Genomic DNA, 22,549 nt, shown 5'->3' with positions numbered 1-22,549 from the left:
AAATGTTACCCGTGAAACGCGGCAACTGTCTTCAACTGTGAAAAGCCGTACAAAGCTTCGAACCCTTTTTCGCGGCCATGGCCGGATTTTCCCACCCCACCAAACGGCAGTTCAACGCCGCCGCCTGCACCGTAGTTGTTGATGAAAACCTGACCTGAGTGCAGCGCTTTCGCCAACCGCATCTGTCGCGCACCGTCCCGCGTCCAGACGCTGGCGACCAGGCCGTATTCCGTACTATTCGCTATGGTCAGAGCCTGTTCTTCGGTGTCAAACGGGATCAGAACCTGAACCGGGCCGAAAATCTCGGCCTGTGCCAATTGATGATCTGGTGGCACGTCTGCGAACAAAGTGGGCCGGACATAGGCTCCGGTTTCTGGCGCGTCATCGACAATCTGCCCCTGCGCAGCGATAGTCAGGTCCGTGGCTGTTTTCAGAAAGCCCCTGACAATCTGTCTCTGCCGGTCCGAGATCAACGGTCCAACGCGCAGATCCTGCATCGCCGGCCCGACGGTCAGTTCTTCATAGGCCTTGGCCATGCGCGATCTGACCTGCTCATAGACGCCCCGCTGCACCAGGATGCGGGATGAGGCGGAACAGGTCTGGCCCGCATTTTGGACACCCGCATTCACCAGAAACGGCAGCGCTGCATTCAGATCGGCATCGTCAAAAACCAATTGCGGGGATTTCCCGCCCAGTTCCAGCGTCACGGGCACCACGTTGCGTCCCGCCGCCCGCTGCACAAGGGCCCCTGTGGCAACAGAACCGGTGAACGAGATGTGGTTTACACCCGAATGTCCGGACAGCGCCGCGCCTGCCTCGGCCCCCAGACCGGGCACGACGTTCAATGCTCCGGCTGGCAGCCCGGCCTGTTGCGCAAGATGGGCAAAGGCCAACGCGGTCAGGCAGGCCTCTTCCGCTGGTTTCAGAACACATGCGTTGCCCATGGCCAACGCCGCCCCGACCGAACGCCCGATAATCTGCATCGGATAGTTCCAGGGCACGATATGGCCCGTCACCCCATGCGGTTCGCGCAGGGTATAGACGGTGTAGCCATCGAGATAGGGAATGGTCTCGCCCATCACCTTGTCCGCCGCACCGCCGTAGAACTCGCAATAGCGCGCCAGGGCGACCGCGTCTGCCCGGGCCTGCGTCAGCGGTTTGCCGACATCCATCGCCTCAAGCCGCGCCAGATCGTCCACCCGTTCCTGCACCAGTTGGCCCAACCGGGTCAGGATACGGCCGCGCTCCAAGGCCGTCCTTCGCCCCCAATCACCCTTCAACGCAGATCGGGCAGCTTTGACCGCCGCGTCAACATCCGCCTCGGACCCTCGGGCGATTCGGCAAATCTCGGTCCCGTCCGAAGGGTTGATCAAAGGCAGGCTGTCGCCCGTATCCGCTTGGGTCCAGCGCCCGCCGATCAGGCACAAGGTGGGATCAAACCAAGTTTTCTGAGTCATTTTGGGCCTCCAATCAGGCTCTAAAAAAGGATTTTACGCCGTCAGTGACTTTATCTCGGGCAACTGGGGCGCAGCGGCAATCAGGCTTTGCGTGTACAGGTGCTGCGGGTCTTCGAACACCTGCTTTGTCTGACCCTGTTCAACGATCCGCCCGGACTGCATCACCATCACACGGTCGGTGATCGTGCGGACAACGCTCAGGTCATGGCTGATGAACAGATAGGTCAGGTCATAGGCTTCACACAATTCGGCGAGCAGATCGAGGATCTGAGCACGGACAGAAACATCGAGGGCCGAAACCGCCTCGTCGAACAATATGAGTTCGGGCCGAATGATCAGGGCGCGTGCAATAGCGATCCGTTGTCGTTGCCCGCCCGAAAACTCATGGATGTACTTGCCCGCGTCGTCGGGGCCGAGGCCGACCGCCGTCAGAATTTCAGATATCTGATCCTGTCGTTCTGATCCGGTTGGCGGGGTGTCCAGCAAATGGAAAGGCTCGGTGATCAGTCGCGCGACACGGTGGCGGGGGTTGAAGCTGCCATATGGATCCTGAAACACCACCTGCATCTTCCGGCGGACTGCAAGGTTGGGTTCGTGCCCCGTGAAAACCGGCTGACCACCCAGCCGAATTTGGCCGGACTGAACGTCCTCCAGGCCCAATATTGCCCTCGTTAGGGTCGATTTTCCACATCCGGATTCACCTACCAAACCCAACCGCTCCCCCCGGTTGAGGGAGAAACTGACACCATCCACTGCCCGGTGATGGCGCGGCGCGTCCAACAGGCCTTTTAAGGGCAGGCGGTAGTCCCGGACAACTTGGCTTACCTCCAGCAACGTTTGTGGTTGCGCGGGTTCCGGCAAAGTGACCTGATGGCCAGACGCCTCGAACAGCATTCGGGAATAGGGGTGTTGCATGTGACGCAGCAGGTGCTGTGTGGCCCCGCTTTCAACCACTTCTCCGTGGCGCATGACGGTGATCTGATCCGCCATATCAGAGACAACGGCCAGATCATGGGTGATCATCAGCAGCCCCATGTCATATTCGCACACCAGCCCCTTGAGCAGGTCGAGGATCTGCGCCTGTGTCGTGACGTCCAGCGCTGTCGTCGGCTCGTCCGCGATCAACAGCTTGGGGCGCAGAGCGATGGCCATAGCGATAACCACGCGTTGCCTTTGCCCGCCGGACAGCTCATGCGGGTAGCGTGAAAGGGGGAGCCGATCAGGTGGTAGGCCGACGCGGGTCAGCACCTCTTCGGCGCGTGTTCGGGCCTGAGGCTGGGGCATCGCCTTGTGGATCAGGATCGTTTCCATCACCTGTTCACCGATGGTTTTCACCGGATTGAGCGCTGTCATCGGTTCCTGGAACACCATCCCCATGGCCGCACCGCGCAAAGTGCACATATCGGATTCTGACCGTGTCAGCAGATCCTGACCGTCCAGCCGGATCGCACCTTCCACGCTGGCCCCATGCGGCAGCAATCGCATCACCGCCAAAGCGGTCATCGATTTGCCCGAGCCGCTTTCACCTGTCACGGCCGCGATCTGACCGGGGGCAATGGACAGGCTGACCTGTTTCAGGATCGGTGTCCCGTGGATCATCAGCGACAGGTTTTCAATCTGCAACAAACTCATGCCCGCGCCACCCTGATCCGAGGGTCCAGCCAGTCGCGCAGACCATCGCCCAGCACGTTCAGACCCAGCACTGTAACGATGATCGCCAGCCCCGGAATCAGAGCCAAATGCGGGGCAAAACTGACCATCGTCTGCGCATCTGCCAGCATCCGGCCCCAGCTGGGCGTCGGAGGCTGCGCGCCCAGGCCGACATATGACAGTCCCGCTTCGGCCAGAATACCAAGGCTGAACTGGATGGTCCCTTGCACAATCAGCAGATTGGCGACATTGGGCAGAATATGTTCCGCTGATATCCGCGCCACTCCTTTGCCCGACACACGGGCGGCGAGGATGAACTCTCTCTCCCAAAGTGACAAAGCTGCCCCGCGGGTGATCCGGGCAAAGACGGGGATGTTGAAAATGCCGATCGCAACAATGGCGTTGATCGCTCCGGCGCCATAGACTGCCGTGATCAGGATGGCGATCACCAGCGACGGGAAAGCGAAGACCAGATCGTTGCCACGCATGATGACCTCATCCAGCCATGAGCCTTTGCGCGCGGCCGCTGCCAGGCCAAGAGGAACGCCAAGTGCCATGCCGATGCCGACGGCCACCAGCGCCACCGCAATCGACGTACGTGCACCGACCATGATCATCGAGAATATGTCGCGGCCGAAATGATCGGTTCCAAACCAATGCTGCCCGTTTGGTGGCTGCAATTTATCGGGAATGTTCAGCGCGGCATGGTCGTAGGGGGTCCAGACGAACGAGACCAACGCGGCCAGAACCACCAGCGACGACAGCAAAGCTCCAAGGATCAGGTTCCGGTTCATGTCCTGCTCCTCAGTCTTGGGTCCACGGCCGCATAAGCAAGATCGACAAGGAAATTGACAGTTATCACGGCAAAGACCAGCAGCATCACGACCGATTCCACAACGATGAGGTCTCGGGCAGAAATGGCCTGAAACACCAGCCGCCCGAGTCCCGGCAGATAGAAAACCTGTTCAATGATGATCGATCCCGCCAGCAGGAAGGAAAACTGCAAGCCTATGATGGTCAGCACCGGGATCAGCGCATTTCGCACCCCGTGCCGCCAAAGGGCCTGACGGCGGGACAGGCCCTTGGCCCGAGCCGTACGCATGAAGTCCTCACCCAGAATGTCCAGCAAAGCCGACCGCATGACACGCGCCAGAATCGCAGCCTGTGGCAGGGCAAGAGCCACAGCAGGCAAGGTCAGCGAATGCAGGCCCGCTAACACTCCGTCGCCCCAACCCACAAACCCGCCTGCATTGAACCAGCGCAGGTTGATGGCGAAGATCAGCACAAGCATCATCGCAAACCAGAAATTGGGCACAGCAATCCCAAGCTGCGTCGCCCCCATCACTGCAAGGTCCCCCGGTTTGCCCCGACGCGCAGCGGCATAGATTCCGGCCGGAAAGGCAATCAAGGTGGACAGAGTCAGCGCGTAAAGTGCCAAGGGTAACGACACCCAAAGCCGGTCCGCGATCATCTGCGACACTGGCGTGCGGTAGGTGTATGAGGTGCCGAAATCGCCCCCCAGCATGCCACCCACCCAATTGAAGTATCGCTGTATCTTGGACCCATCCAAACCCAGCTCGACCCGCAAAGCGGCCAGCGTGTCCTCCTGCGCGTTGACGCCCAGCATGAACGACGCCGGATCACCCGGGGCGACCTCGATCACCGCGAAGATGACCACCGAGGCGACGGCCAGGCTGACAAGCAAGGAAATCAGTCGTTTGAGGACGTAGCGGAGCATTGGCACCACGTTAGGGTCACATCACGCGCGGGTCCAGCGTCTAATGCACCAGAAGGAAAGCAGAAACCGCATAGGCCACGATCGCGGCATACCCCAGTGGATAGATCCATTTGATCGCATAGTTGTCCAGGGTTCGCGCCGTTCGCTCCTTGCCGGACACTTTCAGTCGTCGCAGTGCGACGTTGAACACGATCAGCGCCCCGGTCATCAGAAACATGCACTGAAGGACAAAATCCAGAAAAGTCAGATAACCCAGCTTGGGCAGATCAGCGGATATTGCCCAGTTGAACGCGACAAAGACCAGAAGGTTGCCGCCTGCAATCTCGATCCTCCGGCGGTATTCATCCAGAAAAAACAGCGCCCAGCCGACCGAGATCAAGACAAGCATCGGAAGGAAAACCCGAATGACGTAGTATGTCAGATGTCGATTGCCTTCAAAAACAAGCGCGACCTGATCGCTTTCTTTGCCGGATAGCCCTAGGACCCTGGACGTTTCCAACCGGGCATTGTTCAAAATCCACTCTTCTTCGCCCAGCTGATCTCCGAGGCCAGAGAATTCGTTCAGCGGATGGTAAGTGACGTATTCAGACGGAAAGACCGAAACGACCTCGAAATGAAACTCCTGCGTGTCGAACGGGTATTTTCGGAAATTAAAATGTGGCGCTTGGAGCGTAAGAGACGATTTTTCGACATACAGCACCCGTCCGTCGTACCGCAGGGATGCAGCGGATTCGTGAATCCATTTGTTGGACTGCTGATTGTGAATGACAAAAGCCGGCAGAACAGAACCGATACTTGCGGCATGATTGGCAAGGTCGGGCGGGTTGAAGACCCGGACATCCCTCCGCTGTTCCTCAGGATCAAACGCCAACGCAGGATCGGTCCATTCCACCCGCAAGACCACAACCGCGCCGTAGTTTTCAGCCTTTTGATCAACACCGGTGATCTGATCGATGCGAATGCCGATCCCAACATCCAACGGGTTCTCGGGCGTTCCGGACAGGGCATCCAGCCGCCCACCCAACACATTCTGAGCCGTGGCGGCGACCGAAGAACTGAACACCAGGAAAACACCTAAAACCAAGATGGGAATGGCACGGAGCAAGAACATGCGTGAGAACACCCTGACACAATGGAAGGCCCGGGCCGCCCAGCGCGGCGCGGGCTGTACTGTTACTCAGACCAGCTGATCTGAGTCAGATCGATTGCGGCGGTGGGCGCGTTCTCCCAAAGGCCCTGAACTCCGACTTTCGCAACGCCCAGCTTGGCCAACTGGAATAGGTACCCATTGACATAGTCGCTTGAAATAAGGCGCTGTACCTCACCCAGCAAACGGGTGCGTTCTTCGGGGTCGGTGGTGGTGTTCAGCGTGTCCATCAGCGCCTGAAAGTCCGTGCTGTCATACTGGAAGTAATAATCAGGGCGCGCATAAATGCCGATATCCATAGGCTCCGTGTGGCTGACAATGGTCAGGCCGAACTCCTTGCCCTTGAACACCGTTTCCAACCATTGCGCCCATTCCACATTGATGATCTCGGCAGTGATGCCGACCTCGGCCAACTGCGCCGCTATGATTTCGCCCCCACGGCGGGCATAAGACGGCGGCGGCAGATGCAACGTGGTCTCAAACCCGTTTTCGAATCCTGCCTCTGCCAGCAACGCCTTTGCTTTTTCAGGGTCGTAAGCCGAATTGCCAGTCAGATCGACATACGCCGGATGATGCGGCGCAAAATGGGTTCCGATCGGGGTGCCATAGCCGAACATCGCGCCGTCGATGATGGCCTGCCGGTCGATGGCATGTGCCAGTGCCTGCCGGACCAGAATACTGTCAAACGGAGGTTGCTTGTTGTTGGTGGACAGGATCGTTTCGCCTTCGGTCGAACCGACCAAAACCTGAAAGCGCGGATCGGCCTCGAACTGAGGCAGGTTTTCTGGCGCGGGGAAGTTGTCAAATACGTCTACATCCTCGGCCATCATGACGGCAAAAGCGGCAGTCGGGTCCGAGATGAACTTGAAGGTTGCAGTCTCTAATGCAGGTTGTTCGCCCCAATAATTGGGGTTTCGGTTCAGCGTGATGCTGTCACCCTGCACCCAGTTACCAAAGGTATAGGCGCCAGTGCCAACTGGATTGGTCTTGATGCTTTCAATGCTCTCGGGCGCAACGATTACTGCGTCGCCCCAAGCCAAGTTGAACAGGAAATTTCCGTTTGGCTCTGACAGGGTGACTTTGACGGTCAGCGGGTCCGTCGCTTCCACGTTTTCAATACCGGCAAACAGGGCCTTCTGTGCATTCGCGCTGTCTTCGGCGGTCGCGCGATCAAGGCTGAATTTGACATCCTCTGCATCCATGGTCGTGCCGTCATGGAAAGTCACCCCGTCGTGCAGTTTGAAGGTGTAGACCGTACCGTCCTCGGATATCTCCCAGCTTTCGGCAAGGCCGGGCACAACCGAACCATCGCCCATGAAGCGGGTCAAGCCTTCGAAAACATTAGTATAGACCACCGAATCGATGGCTTGCGCTGCGGCGCTTGTCGGATCCATATGCGGGGGTTCAAGCTGCATCGCGATAGTGATGTCCGACTTGGCCAAAGCCTGCGTGGCAAGCAGGCTGGCCCCTACGGCCAGGGTCGATGCAAATGTCCGAAACATGAATTTTGTCATGTGAACTCTCCCTACTGAAACTGGTTGTGCCCTTGTTTTCAGGGCCGTTTTACCGACAGTCTTCCTGTAAACCTGAGGTCAATCAAGGGAATGTTCGCGCAACCGGGGTTTCTTCGGCCCCGTCCGATCTGCTATGCCGCACTGCAACATAATACTGCAGGAGCGATCCATGAGCGCCACCGCCCGCAAGAAAGCCCCGAACGCCGAGGATATTCGCGCCCGAAAAGGTGGCGAGCCGCTGGTCTCATTGACCGCCTATACCACGCCAATGGCGCGCCTGATGGACGCGCATTGCGACTTTGTTCTGGTCGGTGACAGCGTTGGTATGGTGCTGCACGGGCTGGACTCCACGCTGGGGGTCACGATGGAGATGATGATCCTGCACGGTCAAGCCGTGTCTCGCGGCCTGGACAGGGCGATGATGGTCATCGACATGCCTTTCGGAAGCTATGAGGAAAGCCCGACACAAGCCTTTCGTAACGCCGCACGCTTGATGGCGGACACAAGTGCAGGCGCGGTCAAACTGGAAGGCGGGGTCGAAATGGCTGAAACCATCCGCTTTCTGGTGAAACGAGGCATCCCGGTGATGGCTCATATCGGATTGACGCCGCAATCGATCAACACGCTGGGCGGCTATAAGGTGCAGGGCCGTGACGAGCAGGCTGAAGCCGTCATGGCAGACGCCCACGCCGTGACCGAGGCTGGCGCGTTCTCGGTCGTTCTGGAGAAAGTACCGCAAGGTCTGGCGAACCAGATCACCGAAGAGATTGCGATCCCGACCATCGGCATCGGTGCATCTGCGGGCTGTGACGGGCAGATTTTGGTCGTGGACGACATGGTGGGCTTTTTCACCGCCTTCAAACCCAAATTCGTCAAACGCTATGCCGAGCTGGGTCCGTTGGCAGAAACGGCCATTGCGGAATACGCCGCCGAAGTCCGCGCGCGGACCTTCCCGGCAGACGAACACGTCTTTGCCGATCAGGCTCCGGCCAAAGGGCAAAAGACATGACCGCACCGATTTTGCGCTCTCTGGCCGAGCTGCGTGCCAAAACCACCACTTGGCATCGAAACGGTGAGACCATCGGCGTGGTTCCGACCATGGGCGCTTTGCACGAGGGGCATTTGTCACTGGCACAGGCGGCGAAACAGGGCTGCGACCGGGTGATCGTGACGATCTTTGTGAACCCCAAGCAGTTCAATAACCCCGAAGACCTGGCAAATTACCCCCGCACCGAACATGAGGACGCCCGAAAGCTTGCCCCGTACGGAGTCGATGCGGTCTATGTGCCGGACCCGCAGGAAGTCTATCCGGAAGGGTTTTCGACGACGGTATCGGTCGCCGGTCTGACCGACGTGATGGAAGGCCCTTTCCGCCCCGGACATTTCGAAGGCGTGGCCACGGTGGTCGCCAAGCTGTTCCTGCAAACACGGGGGGATCGAGCCTATTTCGGGGAAAAAGACTATCAACAGCTGCTGGTTGTCCGCCGGATGGCGCGCGATCTGAATATCCCAATCGAGGTGATCGGCTGCCCGACCGTACGAGAACCGTCGGGCCTGGCGATGTCGTCGCGCAACCTTCTTCTTTCCACCCAGGGATTGAAGATTGCAGAACAAATGAACAGCGTCATGCGGCAGGTGGCCGACGATCTGGCCGAGGGAGCAGGCTTTGCCATGCTGGCGCAGGATGCCAAGGAAACCTTGCTGAAGGTCGGTTTCACCGAAGTCGAGTATATCGATCTCCGCTGTGCTGAGACGCTGGAAAGCCTGTCCAGCGCCAACCAGCCAGCCCGCCTGTTCGTCACGGCCTGGACAGACGGCGTCCGCCTGATCGACAATATTCCGGTCAATCCGGCCTGATTTCTGTACTGGCCCCTGCGCCATTGTTTGCGCTAAAGTCCGGCAAAACGAGACCGGGGGAGAGCGGACATGACCTATATTCTGGCAATCGATCAAGGCACCACGTCCTCACGCGCCATACTGTTTGACGCGCAGATGCAGCCTGTTGGCACCGCACAACAAGAGTTTCCGCAGCACTTCCCACAGGAAGGTTGGGTCGAACATGACTCCGAAGATATCTGGTCCAGCGTTCTGCATGTGTGCCGCGAGGTGATGGAAACCACCGGCATTTCGACCGATCAGATCGCCGGGATCGGGATCACCAACCAGCGCGAAACCACGGTTGTCTGGGACAAGCAGACTGGCAAAGCCATCCACAATGCCATCGTCTGGCAGGACCGACGCACCGCCGATATCTGCGCCCGCTACAAGCAAGCCGGGTGCGAGGATGACGTCACCGCCCAGACCGGTCTGCTGCTGGACCCGTATTTCTCGGGCACCAAGGTCAAATGGCTGCTGGATACCGTGTCGGGTGCCCGCGCACGGGCGGAAGCCGGAGAGCTGCTGTTTGGCACGATCGACAGTTTCCTGATCTGGCGGCTGACCGAAGGCCGCGTTCATGCCACCGATGCCACCAACGCCGCCCGCACCTTGCTGTTCGACATCCATAAAGGTGCCTGGAGCGCTGAGATCTGCGACCTGCTGGATGTGCCCATGAACCTTTTGCCCGAAGTGAAGGATTGCGCCTCGGATTTCGGAACCACCACTTTGTTCGGGGGCGACATTCCCATTCTGGGCGTAGCAGGCGACCAGCAAGCCGCGACCATCGGGCAGGCCTGTTTTCGGCCCGGTATGATGAAATCAACCTATGGCACGGGCTGCTTTGCGCTGCTGAACACAGGCGCACAACCGGTTCAGTCGAAAAACCGCCTGCTGACGACGATCGCTTACCAGCTGGACGGCCAGCGAACCTATGCGCTGGAAGGGTCGATCTTTATCGCAGGGGCCGCCGTGCAATGGCTGCGTGACGCGTTGCAGATCATTGATTCAGCTCCGCAAAGTGGCGAACTTGCGGCTCAGGCCGATCCAAACCAGCATGTGGTGCTTGTGCCGGCCTTCACCGGCCTTGGCGCACCCTATTGGAAACCCGATTGCCGCGGCGCGATGTTCGGGCTGACACGCAATTCAGGCCGGGCAGAGATCGCCCGCGCCACGCTGGAAAGCATCGCCTTCCAGACCCGCGACCTGTGGCACGCCATGCAGGGAGACTGGGGCGCCGACGCCGACGTCATCCTGCGTGTCGATGGCGGGATGAGCGCGTCTGACTGGACCATGCAAGGCCTGTCGAACTGTCTTGGCGCGCCTGTGGACCGCCCCGTAATGCAGGAGACGACAGCCCTTGGCGCCGCATGGCTGGCAGGCATGAAAGCCGGGATTTACCCGGATCAGGCCGGGTTTGCGGAAACATGGGCGCTGGATCGCCGGTTCGAGCCAACGCAGGACCAAGCCGACCGCGATGCAGCCTATGACCGTTGGCAACGCGCGGTACAGGCGGCGATGGCGTTCTAGCTGTGGTCTTTCAACAAGCGTTGTTTCTGCCGTGACCAATCGCGCTTGGCCTGGGTTTCGCGCTTGTCATGGGTTTTCTTACCCTTGGCGATGCCGATCTTAATCTTGGCCAGCCCCTTGTGGTTGAAATACAAAACCAACGGCACCAGCGTCATGCCCTTGCGCTGGGTTGCATTCCACAAATCGGACATCTGTTTGCGGGACACCAGCAGCTTGCGACGGCGGCGCTCTTCATGCTTGAACACTTTGGCCTGCTCATACGGCGCGATGTAGCTGTTGACCAGCCACAACTCTCCGTCATCGACGATGGCATAGCTTTCGGCGATGTTGGAGCCGCCCGCGCGCAGGGATTTGACTTCGGACCCTTGCAGAACGATACCGCATTCGATGTCCTCTTCGATTGCATAATCGAAGCGGGCGCGCCGGTTTTCGGCAATTACCTTGTAATTCGGGTCTGTCTTCTGTTTGGCCATAACGCGTTGATTTAGGCGGCCTGAGCCGCCCTTGCAAGGCACGGATTTTCAGCCTGGGTCAGGATTTGGCCGAAATGATCAGATCAGGGCCAAAAATCGTGTCGGCGTGGTTGTGAAGGTATATCTTCAGCCATGGCGTAAACCGGTCCGGATGACGTTTTACCTCGGCCAGCAGATCGTGATAATCGATCCAACGGATTTCCATGACTTCATCCGGGTTGGGCGCGATTTTCAGCGGGCCGCGAACATGGGCCAGAAAGACGTCGACAACCTCGTTTTCCACCATGCTGTTGCCCACATCGGCGTGGTATTCCAGACGGTGTCGGTATTCGGGATAAAGACCTGTGATGCCAAGCTCTTCATGCAGGCGGCGCACAGCACAGGTGGACGAGCTTTCGTCCCAATCTGGATGCGTACAGCAGGTGTTCGCCCAAAGGCCGGGCGTGTGGTATTTACCGAGCGCCCGACGCTGCAACAGGATCTCGGTACCCCGAACAACAAAAACCGACACAGCCTTGTGCTTGAGCCCCTTTTCGTGAACTTCAAGCTTGTCTACAGGGGTCAACTCACCATTGACCCAAGCTGGGATCATGATACCCATCTGTCCTCTCCTGCTGCCAATTCGCCTGACGGGCGCTGATGTTGAATATAGCTGTTGCCGGGTCGGCTTGGCGTTTCGGCGTTTTCCGCGAACCGCCGTTTGATATCAAAGTGTCGCTGTTCCACAATGTTATCAATCGCACCAAAGGCCGCAGGGGCTGCGGCCTTTGGTCCTTGTGCAGTGGTGCACAGTATCAGGTGTTATTCACCCGATACACTTGCGATATACGCATAGACGTCTTCGCCTCCTTTTTTCAGTTTGAATGTCATTTTCGATTTGGCAGACGTGTCATCCAAATAGGATTTCAGAAATGCCTTCGGGTCCTGAGCATACTCGACAAATGTAGTTTCGTCCCAAACCAGGCCGTTCTCACCCGCAGCAACGATGCTGTCTCCGTATTTGAAACCCTCAACGGTACCGGCGGTGCGGCCAGCGATTCCATAGAGGTTGGGGCCGGTTTTGCCACCCTTGACGATCACTTCGCCTGCCGGGTCAGCGATCATGTGGCAGGACTTGCACTTGTTGAAGGTTTTCTTGCCCGCCTCAGCGTCGCCTTCAGCATAAGCAGGAAGGGCCAGAAGACCGACGATTGCGGTAGCGAGGATGCGATTCATAGCTTTTGCTCCGATACAATATGGCTGCGCCGAATGGACCGTCGGCGCAAAAAAGAGTCAACGCGCAGATTGCCGCGCGCGTTCACTGTGCCACTGCGACAAATAGGGTGTCCTTAACTTTTGTCATGTACCCCGGACCAGCACGGCAATAAGTCGCCTGCTGCCGGAGTCGCCAGAAAAACGGCGCGCGCAATGGCCCGCGCCAGGCAAAGCGAAGCCGCGTGCCCGATGACACCTGGTTCGGCATCAGAGGTGATCACCCGCGCGCCGGTGCTGACCCCGAACACCAGATCACCATCGCCGGGCGTGTGGGCGGGCACAACGGCGCGGGCAATACCGTCATGGGCAGCAACGGCCAACCTCTGGCACTGCGGTTTGGTCAGGGCAGCATCAGTCGCAACGATGGCAATCGTGGTATTGGCCTTGTCCGGATTCGCCGGCTGCATCACCTGCGCTTTTCGACTGACCGTTGGATAGCCAAGTCCAGCACTGGGATCAGGCCCAAATCCGCCAAACTCATCGTCCACTTCAAATGGGGCAGCCCAGAAATGCCTGTCACCCGGCGTGGTGACACTTCCCAGCGGATTGACCGCAACAAGTGCTCCCACGGTGACACCGTTGTCCAGAACAAGCGAGGCTGAGCCCAACCCACCCTTGTGCATCGCGGTCAGAGCCCCGGTTCCCGCACCTGCGGTTCCGAGTTCGAACTTGTCCGACGCGGATTCGAACGCAGCACGCCCCAAGGCACGATAGGGATTTACATCCCAGGTCTTGTCGCCGCCATTCCGTAGATCAAACAGGATCGCACCTGGTACGATTGGCACCACAACATCACCAACCGGAAAACCCCTACCCAACTGGCGCAATGCATCCGAGACACCGGAACAGGCATCCAGCCCGAACGCCGATCCGCCGGACAGCGATATCGCATCCACATGCGTTACCGTCTTGTCAGGAGCAAGAAGTTCAGTCTCGCGCGTGCCCGGCGCACCGCCCATAATGTGGACCGATGCCACGAACGGTTCTGCGGCGGTCAGGACAGTCGTGCCGGATTTCAAAGCGCCGTCCTGAGCGTTGCCGACTATCAGGCCGGGAACATCCGTGATCAGGTTTCTTGGTCCGGGGATCATGTAAGTCTCGGCGGTTGAGCGGGAAAGCGCGCTGGCGCGCGCTGCCTCCGGCGGGGATATTTTTGGCCAGATGAAGAGCGGATCAGATGCATCGGCCGCCGTCGACCTCAAGCGCAGTGCCGGTGATCATGCTGGCCTCGTCCGAACACAGGAAACAGGCGGCATTAGCCATATCTTCAGGGGTTGAAAAGCGGCCCAAGGGGATGGTCGACAGGAATTTGGCACGGATTTCGGGTGTGTCTTCACCCATGAAAGATTTCAGCAATGGCGTTTCCCCGGCGACCGGGCAGATCGCATTCACCCGCAGCCCGGACGGTGCAAGCTCGACCGCCATCGTTTTGGTTGCGGTGATCATCCAACCCTTGGAGGCGTTATACCAGTTCAGGTTCGGGCGCGGCGACAGGCCCGCTGTTGAAGCCACGTTCAGCACTGAACCCGCCCCGCGTGCCTTCATATGAGGCACCAACGCGCGGGCAGTCAGATAGACGGATTTCATGTTCACGCAGAAAACACGGTCGAAATCTTCTTCGCTGACCTCCTCGAGCGGCGTTGGAAGGTGAGTCACACCGGCATTGTTAACCAGGATATCCAAATGGTCAAAAGTTGAGAAAGCCGCATCCGCCATCTTTTGAACCGAAGCACCGTCGCTTACATCGACCTGCTGAGCAACCGCTTCGGAACCAAGCTGCCCAGCAAGCTCATGGGCAGCATCGCCATTGATGTCAGCAATCATGACGCGCGCACCTTCGGCCTGGAACTTCCTTACGATCCCCGCACCAAACCCGGATGCTCCGCCAGTGACGATTGCGGTTTTTCCCTCCAGCCTCATGGCGTTACTCTCCTGCACCTTTTGAAGGCCAGACTACCAACGCCCCGACAAGATGCCAGATCAATCTTCGGACACCTTGCCTCGCAATGCCTTAACGTCACCCCGTGCCTTTTTCGTAGCAAGCCTGCGTTTGACCGAGCCATAGGTAGGTTTTGTTGCGATGCGCCGCTTGGGTTGGACCAGCGCACGCGTGATCAGTTCGGCCAGCCTTGTACGTGCGATTTCCCGGTTGCGGGCTTGCGACCGTGTTTCTTCACACTGGATGATGATCGCGCCATCCTTGGTCCAGCGGCGCCCGGCCAACCGTTTCAGCCTGTTCTTGACCGGATCGGGTAAAGAAGGGGAGCGCGCGGCCTCGAACCTCAGCTCAACGGCGGTCGAGACCTTGTTCACATTCTGCCCGCCAGGGCCGGAAGAGCGGACAAAGCTCTCGGTCATTTCCCAGTCTTGCAGAGTGATATCGTCGGTAATGCGCAACATAGGTTCGACCATAACTGGCACGGGTGAAAACAGAAAGGGCCGCCCCGGCGGGACGGCCCTTCGAAAGTTCAGGAGGTCGGGTCGGTTAGATCAATCGACCAGCCGGAGCGAACACTCCGCCAAGGGCTGCCCTAGCAGGCGGTCCCCCCGGTTGTTCCGACACCTCTCTCCAATCTCTTTCTTGACACTGGATCACCTCCTTTTCTATCTGTTGCGGTTAGAAAGAAGCGTGACACAAGATGCGCTATTCTCAAAGCACTTTTTTACGCAGGCTGTGCAGCGGTCAGTCGCGCAACGATCACCTTGAACGGGATCAGCGCGATCAGGGCCAGCGACAGTTTCACCAACCAGTCGGCAAAGGCCAGCGTCACCCACAGCGGTGCCTCGGGACCCGACAGCATGAAGGGCACGGGCTCCCACGCCCAGTTGATGGCAGCATCCGCATCGGCGCCAAAGAAGGTGACCGAGGCAGAGAAGGCGATGGTGAAGAACAAAGCGGTATCCAGCGCTGAACCTACCAGAGTCGATACCAGCGGCGCGCGCCACCATTGACCGCCACGCATGGCGTTGAACACGGTGACGTCGGTCAGCTGCGCAATCAGGAAGGCGGTGCCCGAGGCCACGGCGATGCGCAGCGGCACGGCAGCATAGGTAAAGCCGTCGCCCTGAAGCATGATCTGACTGCCGATCAGCGAGCAGATCACCCCGGTGACGAAGCCGGCGAAAACGACCTTGCGGGCCGGGCCCACACCATAGACGCGGTTCATGATATCAGTGACCAGAAAGGCCAGCGGATAGGTGAAGGCACCCCAGGTCAACAGCCCGTCAAGGATCAGGAACTGGACCAGAATGTTCGAGGCCACCACGATGGCGGCCATGGCAAGAATGCCGGGAATAAAGTTGCGTTGCATATTTTGATGCCCGTTTTGACAAGGTAGCGGCGACTTGGCCAAGGGACCGTCCCAAGGCAGGCTGTGCGTTTAGACCTTCATGTACCGCGTGTCAATCGGGCAGCAGATACTCGACCAACTCGGTTCGTTGCAGTGCCAGAAAGTTGTCGTCCGAAATCATCGTGGCCCGCAAATGCCCGTTATCATCCCGCCAGATCGACAAGCCTTCGAGGTTGTCATGGGCCCCTGCTCCGGTTTCGAACAGGGTTTCCTCGGCGTTCGGCACGTTACCTGCCAGATCCCATCGCCGCAGGCGCGAGCGAAACCCGATTACCGAGAGGCTTCGCTCCAACACATAAAATCGTCCATCAGGACCGAAATTAGCGGCAACCGGCTTGAACCAACCACGCTGGGGCAGAACAAAAGGGGTCGACCAGGTTTGGCCATTCCAGCGATAGACGGGAATATCTCCACGAGCGGTGCGGTTTGTTTCCGGTAGCGTATACAGCCGCCCGCGCCCATCGATGGCCAGACCTTCAAAGGATCCATTGTCGGCGAGGTCCTGAAATGCCTGCGGGCGCGGTAATACACGCGCCTTTGTGCCCGGTGCGGGGTAATGGGCGACGCGGTGCACCCCCTCGAATGAGATATAGAACCCACCGTCCAGAGCCGCCGCAATCCCTTCGGAATCGCCAACGCCGCCTGACATGATGTGCCCATTGCTGGACAGAACCGGCCAGTGCCCCAGAATGCGCAGGCCGGTGATCTCGCCATCAAGGCGCTCAATGCGCGCGGTCACCAACCTGGCCCGGTCGCTCAGCGCCATCATCTGCTGCCCATTGTCCGAAATGTGCAGCGCCGAGAATCCGCCAAACCAATCCGCCTGGTGACGCCATGCAAAACTGCCTTGGTGTGTGGCAGTTTTTACATCCACTCCCAGGGCCGCCGAAGCCAGAAACAGTGCCGTACTTACTTGGACTGCAAGATGGCGGCGCATTGTTTTGGCAAATCGGCCAGAACATATTCCCGGCGTTTCTTGGGCGGCGGCGCGTTCGGGTCGGGCGGCGGCGGGTTCAAGATGTTACGCACCCATTGTTGCGCCTCGGCACAGCCATCGCCCTTGGGTGGTGCATCCTGGTTGACGCATCCCTTTGATCCTCTAGGGCATTTCAGGCGCACGTGAAAATGGTAGTGATGCCCCCACCAAGGCCTTATCTTGCGCAGGTAAGCACGATTGCCTTTTTCATCGTTGCACATCTGAACCTTCGCCCCGGGGAACACGAAGATACGCGCCACGCGTTTGTCCTTGGCGGCTTCGCGCAACACCGCATGATGCTGTTTGGTCCAGTTGCTGTTGACGTAGGCGCCGTTCGAGCGTCGCAGCGATATGGATGAGATGTTCTCGCGCGCCTTGCGCGACAGGCGCATGTTATTGCCCGGAAGCATCCAGATATCGATATCCAGCCCCAGCTGATGAGAGCGGTGTCCCGAGGTCATTGGGCCACCCCGCGGCTGGCTGATATCCCCAATATAGAGACCATTCCAACCCGGTTGCCGTGCCGCAAACTTGCTGAGGTCCTGAACGTAATCGATTGCCTCGGGATGTCCCCAGTTTCGATTGCGCGACAGACGCATTGCCTGCCACGTCGGACCGGTTTCCGGCAATTGCACCGACCCGGCCGCGCACCCACGCGAATAACTGCCGAAAGCAGCCGCTTTTTGTTGCGAGCTTACCTTCTGCGCCCCGAACAACTGCTTTGCCAGGGGCTGCGCCGTCGCCGTATTCGCCAGCGCCATGATGGCCAAAAATGCCAAATAACGTAATAAAATCATCCGCTCTGATCCCCTTCAGGTCTCACCCAACGCATCAGGAATAGGCCCAGAATAAACAACAGTACGATGGGTGACACCCCCAGCCGCGCACTTCCGGTCACAGTTGTTGCAATCCCGATCAGCAAAGGCGCGGCAAAAGCGGTCGCGCGGCCCGACAGACCATAAAGTCCGAAGCTCTCCACCGGGGCTTCGGGGTCGGTGTGCCGTACCATCATCGAGCGGCTGGCCGATTGCAGAATACCGCCCATGCCTCCGATCAGAACACCGCAACCAAAGAACACCATATCCGGCAGGTTCGAGCCTTCGGGTAGTGCGATACCGTAAATCTGCGTCCGGTCCATCATCACGATTGTCACGCAGACGAAGATCAGCACCCAGATTGCCGCCAAAATCACTGGTTTGGGGCCGAGCTTTTTGTCCAGCTTTCCCCCGATCCATGAAAACGCGGCAGCCGCCAACACGCTGACAATTCCGAAAACACCGATTTTGATCAGGTCCCACTCCAGAACCAGCCGAGCATAGACACCCCCGAAGCTGTACAATCCGTTCAGCGCATCGCGATAGAACATGGACGAGCCGAGGTAACTGGCCAAACTGACGCGATGGCGCAGGTTAGATACCGATTTCGCCAGCAATCGCAGTGCTTCACGAACGGTGCCTGACTTGTCCGTCGGCACGTCCTCACGAACCCAAAGGAAGTACGGCACCATGAAAAGGACGAACCAACCGGCAGTGAATGGTCCAACAAAGCGGGTTCCCTGTTGTTGCGACGCGTCCAGACCGAATATGGGGTCCAAACCTATCAACGTCTTGCCGTTGGCCTGTTCCACAAACAAAGCCAGCATGATCGCCAGCGAAATAAGGCCGCCAAAATAGCCAAAGGCAAAGCCCGAGCCCGAAATCTCACCTACTTCACTGTCATCTCCCAGATCGGGCAGCTGTGAGTTGATGAAGATCAGCGCGTATTCCGCGCCGACAAAGCCCAGACCAAAGGCCGACAGCATCAACCACATGTTCGAGCCGTCGGGCAGAGTGTACCAAAGCGCAGCGGAACCAACGGCATACATCACCGAAAAGACAAAGATCCAAGGGATTCGCCGACCAGAGACATCTGCCATCGCCCCCAGCAACGGCGCGCCAAACGCGATGATCAACCCGGTAATCGTCAGGCAGTTCGCCCAGACCGTCTGAGCTCGCGCAGCGGCCTCCTGCGCATCCAGCCCTTCATTGGTGAAATACCCGGCCGCAACGCCCGCGAAGTATGGGCCAAAAACGAACGTAACCAACAAAGTATGGTAGGGCTGACTGGCCCAGTCAAAGAACCACCAGCCCCAGATGCGCCTGCGCTTGGATATTTCTGCCATCTCTGCCCCTGTTTATCGTTGCTTTTATAAGACGGGCCTTTAGCCCAATTCGCAAGCGTTGAGTTCAGGCTACTTGCTCTTTGCGGCAAGGGTGCTTAGGTCTCGGCCAACAAGAGAACGGAGAACCCATGCTGTCGCTGATCCAAATCCTGCTGCTGATCCTGGACATTGTCTGGTTCATCATCCTGGCCCATGTGATCATGAGCTGGCTGATCAACTTTCAGGTGCTTAACCTGCACCAACAGCTGGTTGCGCAAATCTGGTACGGGCTGAACCGTATTCTAGAGCCTATTTATGGCCCGATCCGCCGTATCCTACCCAATATGGGTGGGCTCGACCTAACACCTCTGGTCGTACTGATCGGTGTGTATGCCCTGCGGATCATCCTGATCAACAATGCGGTCTATTTCTACTGACCTCTTGTTCACCGATTCTTAGTATGTGATTGTCCTGTCTCAAGAGCAGATAAACCTTATAACAGGGCACCCCCGCACATGTTCGACGCCGCACCCCTGCTGCGAGATGTCTTTGGATTCGACGATTTCCGCCCCGGGCAGGAAGAGATCGTCGATGCCGTGACCGCGGGCGAAAACGTGCTGGCCATCATGCCTACCGGGGGTGGCAAATCCCTTTGTTTTCAACTGCCTGCCCTATTGCGCGACGGGGTGACCGTGGTGATCTCTCCACTGATCGCCCTGATGCGCGATCAGGTGCGCGGGTTGCAGGAAGCCGGCGTTGAGGCCGGAGCCCTTACATCTGGCAACACCCCTGAAGAAACAGATGCCGTTTGGGAAGCGCTGGAGGCCGGACGGCTCAAGCTGCTTTACATGGCGCCAGAACGTCTGGCTGCGGGTTCGGCGCTGGGGATGCTGCGCAGGATCAATGTCAGTCTTATTGCAGTGGACGAGGCCCATTGTGTCAGCCAATGGGGACACGATTTTCGCCCTGATTATTTGCGGATCGGAGAGCTGCGGCGCGCCTTGGACGTACCGCTGGCCGCTTTCACAGCGACAGCAGACGCCGAAACGCAGGACGAGATTGTCGAAAAACTGTTCGACGGCACCGAACCCCGCAAGTTCCTGCGCGGGTTCGACCGGCCCAACATCCATCTGGCCTTTGCTGCCAAGGACGGACCGCGCAAGCAGATTCTGGATTTCGCTGAGGCGCGCAAAGGACAATCCGGCATCGTCTATTGCGGCACAAGGAACAAGACCGAAGTGCTGGCGCAAGCCTTGCGCGCAGAAGGTCACACCGCCTGCCACTATCACGGGGGTATGGAGGCCGAAGATCGCCGCATCGTCGAAAGCCGTTTCGCGCGCGAGGACGGGCTGATCGTGGTTGCCACAGTTGCCTTTGGGATGGGCATCGACAAACCGGATATCAGGTGGGTCGCCCATGCCGACCTGCCGAAATCGATCGAGGCGTATTATCAGGAGATAGGGCGCGCTGGGCGTGACGGTGGCCCCGCTGAAACCCTGACCCTGTTCGGACCCGACGATATCCGTCTGCGCCGCTCTCAGATTGACGAGGGTCTTGCTCCGCCCGAGCGCCGCATGGCCGATCATGCCCGGTTGAATTCCCTACTGGGGTTGGCCGAGGCGCTGGAATGCCGCCGCCAGACATTGTTGGGCTATTTCGGAGAACGGGCGGAGCCGTGTGGGAAGTGCGACCTGTGCGACACACCACCTGAGATATTTGATGGCACAACGCCTGTCCGAATGGCCTTGTCTGCGATCCTTCGCACTGATGAGTGGTTTGGCAGCGGTCATCTGATCGACATTCTTCTGGGGAACGAGACTGACAAGATCCGCGCGCGCCGTCATGATGGTTTGTCCACCTGGGGCATCGGCAAAGAATGGTCGCGCGCCCAATGGCAGGCCATCTTCCGCCAGATGATGGGTCACGATCTGGTGCGTCCCGATCCCGAACGTCACGGCGCCTTGCGGATGACCGAGGCCGCCAAACCAATTCTGAAGGGCGAGGCACGGATCAACTTGCGCAAGGACACCCTGCGCAAGGCAACCCGCCGCCCCTCCGTGAAAGCCATGGTCTCCGATGAAGATGCGCCATTGCTTTCTGCTCTCAAGGCGAAAAGACGCGCTTTGGCAGAATCCGCGCGGGTCCCGGCCTATGTTATTTTTCCGGATCGTACCCTGATTGAAATGGCGGAAAAACGCCCCATGACACTGGACGACATGGCACGTATTGGCGGTGTCGGCGCAAAGAAGCTGGAACGCTATGGCGATACCTTTCTTGAAGTGATCGCTGGCACAGCGGAAACCGTTCATCCGGCGCGACGCAAGCTGGCCGGACGCGATCAGGGCGAAATTTATGACCGCTTGCTCGAAATACAGTCTCAATTGTCCCGCGGGCCAGACGGGATAGACAAACCGCTGACCTGCTCGGCCTCACAATTGGCGAAGGTGGCTCAGATGCGCCCTGACGACCTGCGCGGGATTGAACAGGTGCTGGGCGACCGACGTCACCAAAGGTTTGGCACCGCCTTTCTGGACGTGTTGCGTGGGGCGGGCTAGATACGCTGGAACAGGTAAGAAAAGAGGGCAGATATGCTGGTAGTGATTTCTCCGGCCAAGCGGCTGGACTGGGCAGAGCGGGACGTTGAAGTCACACAGCCCGATTTTCAGGATGATGCGATCAGACTGTCCAAAACCGCACGCAATCTGACCCTTGGCGATCTGAAAAAGCTGATGGATCTGAGCGATGATCTGGCACGTCTGAATCGCGATCGCTATCGTGCTTTTTCGGACATGCCAGACGCCAAGGCAACGCGCCCGGCCGCGCTGGCCTTTGCAGGTGACACCTATCAGGGTCTGGAAGCAGCTTCGCTCGGTCCTGACGAAATGGCATGGGCACAGGATCATCTGCGCATCCTCTCGGGCCTATATGGCGTTTTGCGACCACTTGATGCGATACAACCCTACAGACTGGAGATGGGCAGCAAGCTAAAAACCCGGCGCGGCAAGAACCTTTATGAATATTGGCGCGACCAGTTGAGCAAGGCCCTGAACGCACAATGCAACAAGATCGGCAGCGACGTTCTGATCAACTGCGCCAGTCAGGAGTATTTCGGTGCCGTGGACCCGCACGCTTTGAAACTGCGCGTCGTCACTCCTGTGTTCATGGAAGACAAGAACGACACTCCGAAGATCGTGAGTTTCTTTGCCAAAAAGGCGCGTGGTGCAATGGCGCGCTATGTCATTCAACACCGCCTGACTGACCCGAAAGCTCTGCTGGATTTCGATACGGGCGGATACGCGTATCGTGCTGACCTGTCGGAAGAGGACAGACCTGTCTTTGTTCGACCCTATTCGGCCTGAGACCCTGACAGATTGATCGATAACTCTTGCAGCTACGGTTTTGGGCTGCGGGTCTGAGCGAGGGGCCAGCCCCTCGCGCTCCGCGG

General features: G+C 58.5%; 22 protein-coding genes. 6 read left to right on the top strand and 16 right to left on the bottom strand.

What is annotated here, in order from left to right; genetic code table 11:
* Positions 1-5 precede the first annotated feature (5 nt).
* From AC2FJB_RS14145 to AC2FJB_RS14120, 6 genes are all read right to left on the bottom strand, one after another.
* A complete protein-coding gene (locus AC2FJB_RS14145; RefSeq protein WP_496718877.1) occupies positions 6-1,457 on the bottom strand; it encodes an aldehyde dehydrogenase family protein in 1,452 nt (483 codons plus the stop codon).
* Positions 1,458-1,490: 33 nt separating this feature from the next.
* A complete protein-coding gene (locus AC2FJB_RS14140) occupies positions 1,491-3,089 on the bottom strand; it encodes an ABC transporter ATP-binding protein (RefSeq protein WP_496718876.1) in 1,599 nt (532 codons plus the stop codon).
* Positions 3,086-3,901: an ABC transporter permease gene (locus AC2FJB_RS14135; RefSeq protein WP_496718875.1), complete on the bottom strand. Its 816-nt coding sequence runs from the start codon at positions 3,899-3,901 to the stop codon at positions 3,086-3,088. The genes AC2FJB_RS14140 and AC2FJB_RS14135 overlap by 4 nt, the downstream gene beginning before the upstream one ends.
* Positions 3,898-4,845: an ABC transporter permease gene (locus AC2FJB_RS14130; RefSeq protein WP_299899604.1), complete on the bottom strand. Its 948-nt coding sequence runs from the start codon at positions 4,843-4,845 to the stop codon at positions 3,898-3,900. Before AC2FJB_RS14130 ends, AC2FJB_RS14135 begins: the two co-directional genes overlap by 4 nt.
* 40 nt (positions 4,846-4,885) lie before the next feature.
* Positions 4,886-5,956: a ligand-gated ion channel gene (locus tag AC2FJB_RS14125; protein WP_496818524.1), complete on the bottom strand. Its 1,071-nt coding sequence runs from the start codon at positions 5,954-5,956 to the stop codon at positions 4,886-4,888.
* A gap of 62 nt (positions 5,957-6,018) precedes the next feature.
* Positions 6,019-7,506 (bottom strand): ABC transporter substrate-binding protein, encoded by a 1,488-nt coding sequence (locus AC2FJB_RS14120; protein WP_496718873.1) that lies wholly within the window; start codon positions 7,504-7,506, stop codon positions 6,019-6,021.
* Positions 7,507-7,675: 169 nt separating this feature from the next.
* Here AC2FJB_RS14120 and panB point away from each other — a divergent pair, with 169 nt between their 5' ends.
* The 3 genes from panB (at position 7,676) to glpK (ending at position 10,911) form a co-directional block, all read left to right on the top strand.
* A complete protein-coding gene (panB, locus tag AC2FJB_RS14115; RefSeq protein WP_496718872.1) occupies positions 7,676-8,515 on the top strand; it encodes a 3-methyl-2-oxobutanoate hydroxymethyltransferase in 840 nt (279 codons plus the stop codon).
* Entirely contained in the window at positions 8,512-9,363 is an 852-nt protein-coding gene (gene panC, locus AC2FJB_RS14110) for a pantoate--beta-alanine ligase (protein ID WP_496718871.1), read from the top strand. The genes panB and panC overlap by 4 nt, the downstream gene beginning before the upstream one ends.
* Positions 9,364-9,432: 69 nt before the next feature.
* On the top strand, positions 9,433-10,911 hold the full coding sequence (gene glpK / locus AC2FJB_RS14105) for a glycerol kinase GlpK (RefSeq protein ID WP_496718870.1): 1,479 nt from the start codon (positions 9,433-9,435) through the stop codon (positions 10,909-10,911).
* Here the strand turns inward: glpK and smpB are convergent.
* The 10 genes from smpB to AC2FJB_RS14055 form a co-directional block, all read right to left on the bottom strand.
* Positions 10,908-11,384 carry an SsrA-binding protein SmpB gene (gene smpB / locus AC2FJB_RS14100; protein ID WP_117871661.1) on the bottom strand — a complete coding sequence of 159 codons (477 nt, stop codon included), beginning with the start codon at positions 11,382-11,384 and terminating at the stop codon, positions 10,908-10,910. The two genes, glpK and smpB, sit on opposite strands and share 4 nt — an antisense overlap.
* 58 nt (positions 11,385-11,442) lie before the next feature.
* Positions 11,443-11,985 (bottom strand): isopentenyl-diphosphate Delta-isomerase, encoded by a 543-nt coding sequence (idi, locus tag AC2FJB_RS14095; RefSeq protein ID WP_117871659.1) that lies wholly within the window; start codon positions 11,983-11,985, stop codon positions 11,443-11,445.
* 200 nt (positions 11,986-12,185) lie between these two features.
* Entirely contained in the window at positions 12,186-12,599 is a 414-nt protein-coding gene (locus tag AC2FJB_RS14090) for a c-type cytochrome (protein WP_496674549.1), read from the bottom strand.
* A 113-nt stretch (positions 12,600-12,712) separates the two neighbouring features.
* Positions 12,713-13,729: a P1 family peptidase gene (locus tag AC2FJB_RS14085; RefSeq protein ID WP_496718869.1), complete on the bottom strand. Its 1,017-nt coding sequence runs from the start codon at positions 13,727-13,729 to the stop codon at positions 12,713-12,715.
* Between the two features lie 82 nt (positions 13,730-13,811).
* On the bottom strand, positions 13,812-14,558 hold the full coding sequence (locus tag AC2FJB_RS14080; RefSeq protein WP_496718868.1) for an SDR family oxidoreductase: 747 nt from the start codon (positions 14,556-14,558) through the stop codon (positions 13,812-13,814).
* A gap of 60 nt (positions 14,559-14,618) precedes the next feature.
* Entirely contained in the window at positions 14,619-15,038 is a 420-nt protein-coding gene (gene arfB, locus AC2FJB_RS14075) for an alternative ribosome rescue aminoacyl-tRNA hydrolase ArfB (protein ID WP_117872938.1), read from the bottom strand.
* 263 nt (positions 15,039-15,301) lie between these two features.
* A complete protein-coding gene (locus tag AC2FJB_RS14070; RefSeq protein WP_117871650.1) occupies positions 15,302-15,949 on the bottom strand; it encodes a queuosine precursor transporter in 648 nt (215 codons plus the stop codon).
* A 91-nt stretch (positions 15,950-16,040) separates the two neighbouring features.
* Positions 16,041-16,925 carry an esterase-like activity of phytase family protein gene (locus AC2FJB_RS14065; RefSeq protein WP_496718867.1) on the bottom strand — a complete coding sequence of 295 codons (885 nt, stop codon included), beginning with the start codon at positions 16,923-16,925 and terminating at the stop codon, positions 16,041-16,043.
* Positions 16,898-17,761, bottom strand: a complete 864-nt coding sequence (mepA, locus tag AC2FJB_RS14060; RefSeq protein WP_496684342.1) for a penicillin-insensitive murein endopeptidase — start codon at positions 17,759-17,761, stop codon at positions 16,898-16,900. Before mepA ends, AC2FJB_RS14065 begins: the two co-directional genes overlap by 28 nt.
* Positions 17,758-19,125, bottom strand: a complete 1,368-nt coding sequence (locus tag AC2FJB_RS14055) for an MFS transporter (RefSeq protein WP_117871644.1) — start codon at positions 19,123-19,125, stop codon at positions 17,758-17,760. The genes mepA and AC2FJB_RS14055 overlap by 4 nt, the downstream gene beginning before the upstream one ends.
* A gap of 128 nt (positions 19,126-19,253) precedes the next feature.
* On the opposite strand from AC2FJB_RS14055, the gene AC2FJB_RS14050 reads away from it, so the two are divergent.
* The 3 genes from AC2FJB_RS14050 to yaaA all read left to right on the top strand — a co-directional run bounded on the left by AC2FJB_RS14050 (position 19,254) and on the right by yaaA (position 22,463).
* Positions 19,254-19,541, top strand: coding sequence for a YggT family protein (locus tag AC2FJB_RS14050; RefSeq protein WP_117871642.1), 288 nt, complete (start codon positions 19,254-19,256; stop codon positions 19,539-19,541).
* A 78-nt stretch (positions 19,542-19,619) separates the two neighbouring features.
* A complete protein-coding gene (gene recQ / locus AC2FJB_RS14045) occupies positions 19,620-21,659 on the top strand; it encodes a DNA helicase RecQ (protein WP_496718865.1) in 2,040 nt (679 codons plus the stop codon).
* A gap of 33 nt (positions 21,660-21,692) precedes the next feature.
* Positions 21,693-22,463, top strand: a complete 771-nt coding sequence (gene yaaA, locus AC2FJB_RS14040) for a peroxide stress protein YaaA (protein WP_496718864.1) — start codon at positions 21,693-21,695, stop codon at positions 22,461-22,463.
* The last annotated feature ends 86 nt before the right edge of the window (positions 22,464-22,549 follow it).

Source organism: Ruegeria sp. CDSC085, from assembly GCF_059610465.1.
This window is presented reverse-complemented; position numbering and strand designations above follow the sequence as displayed.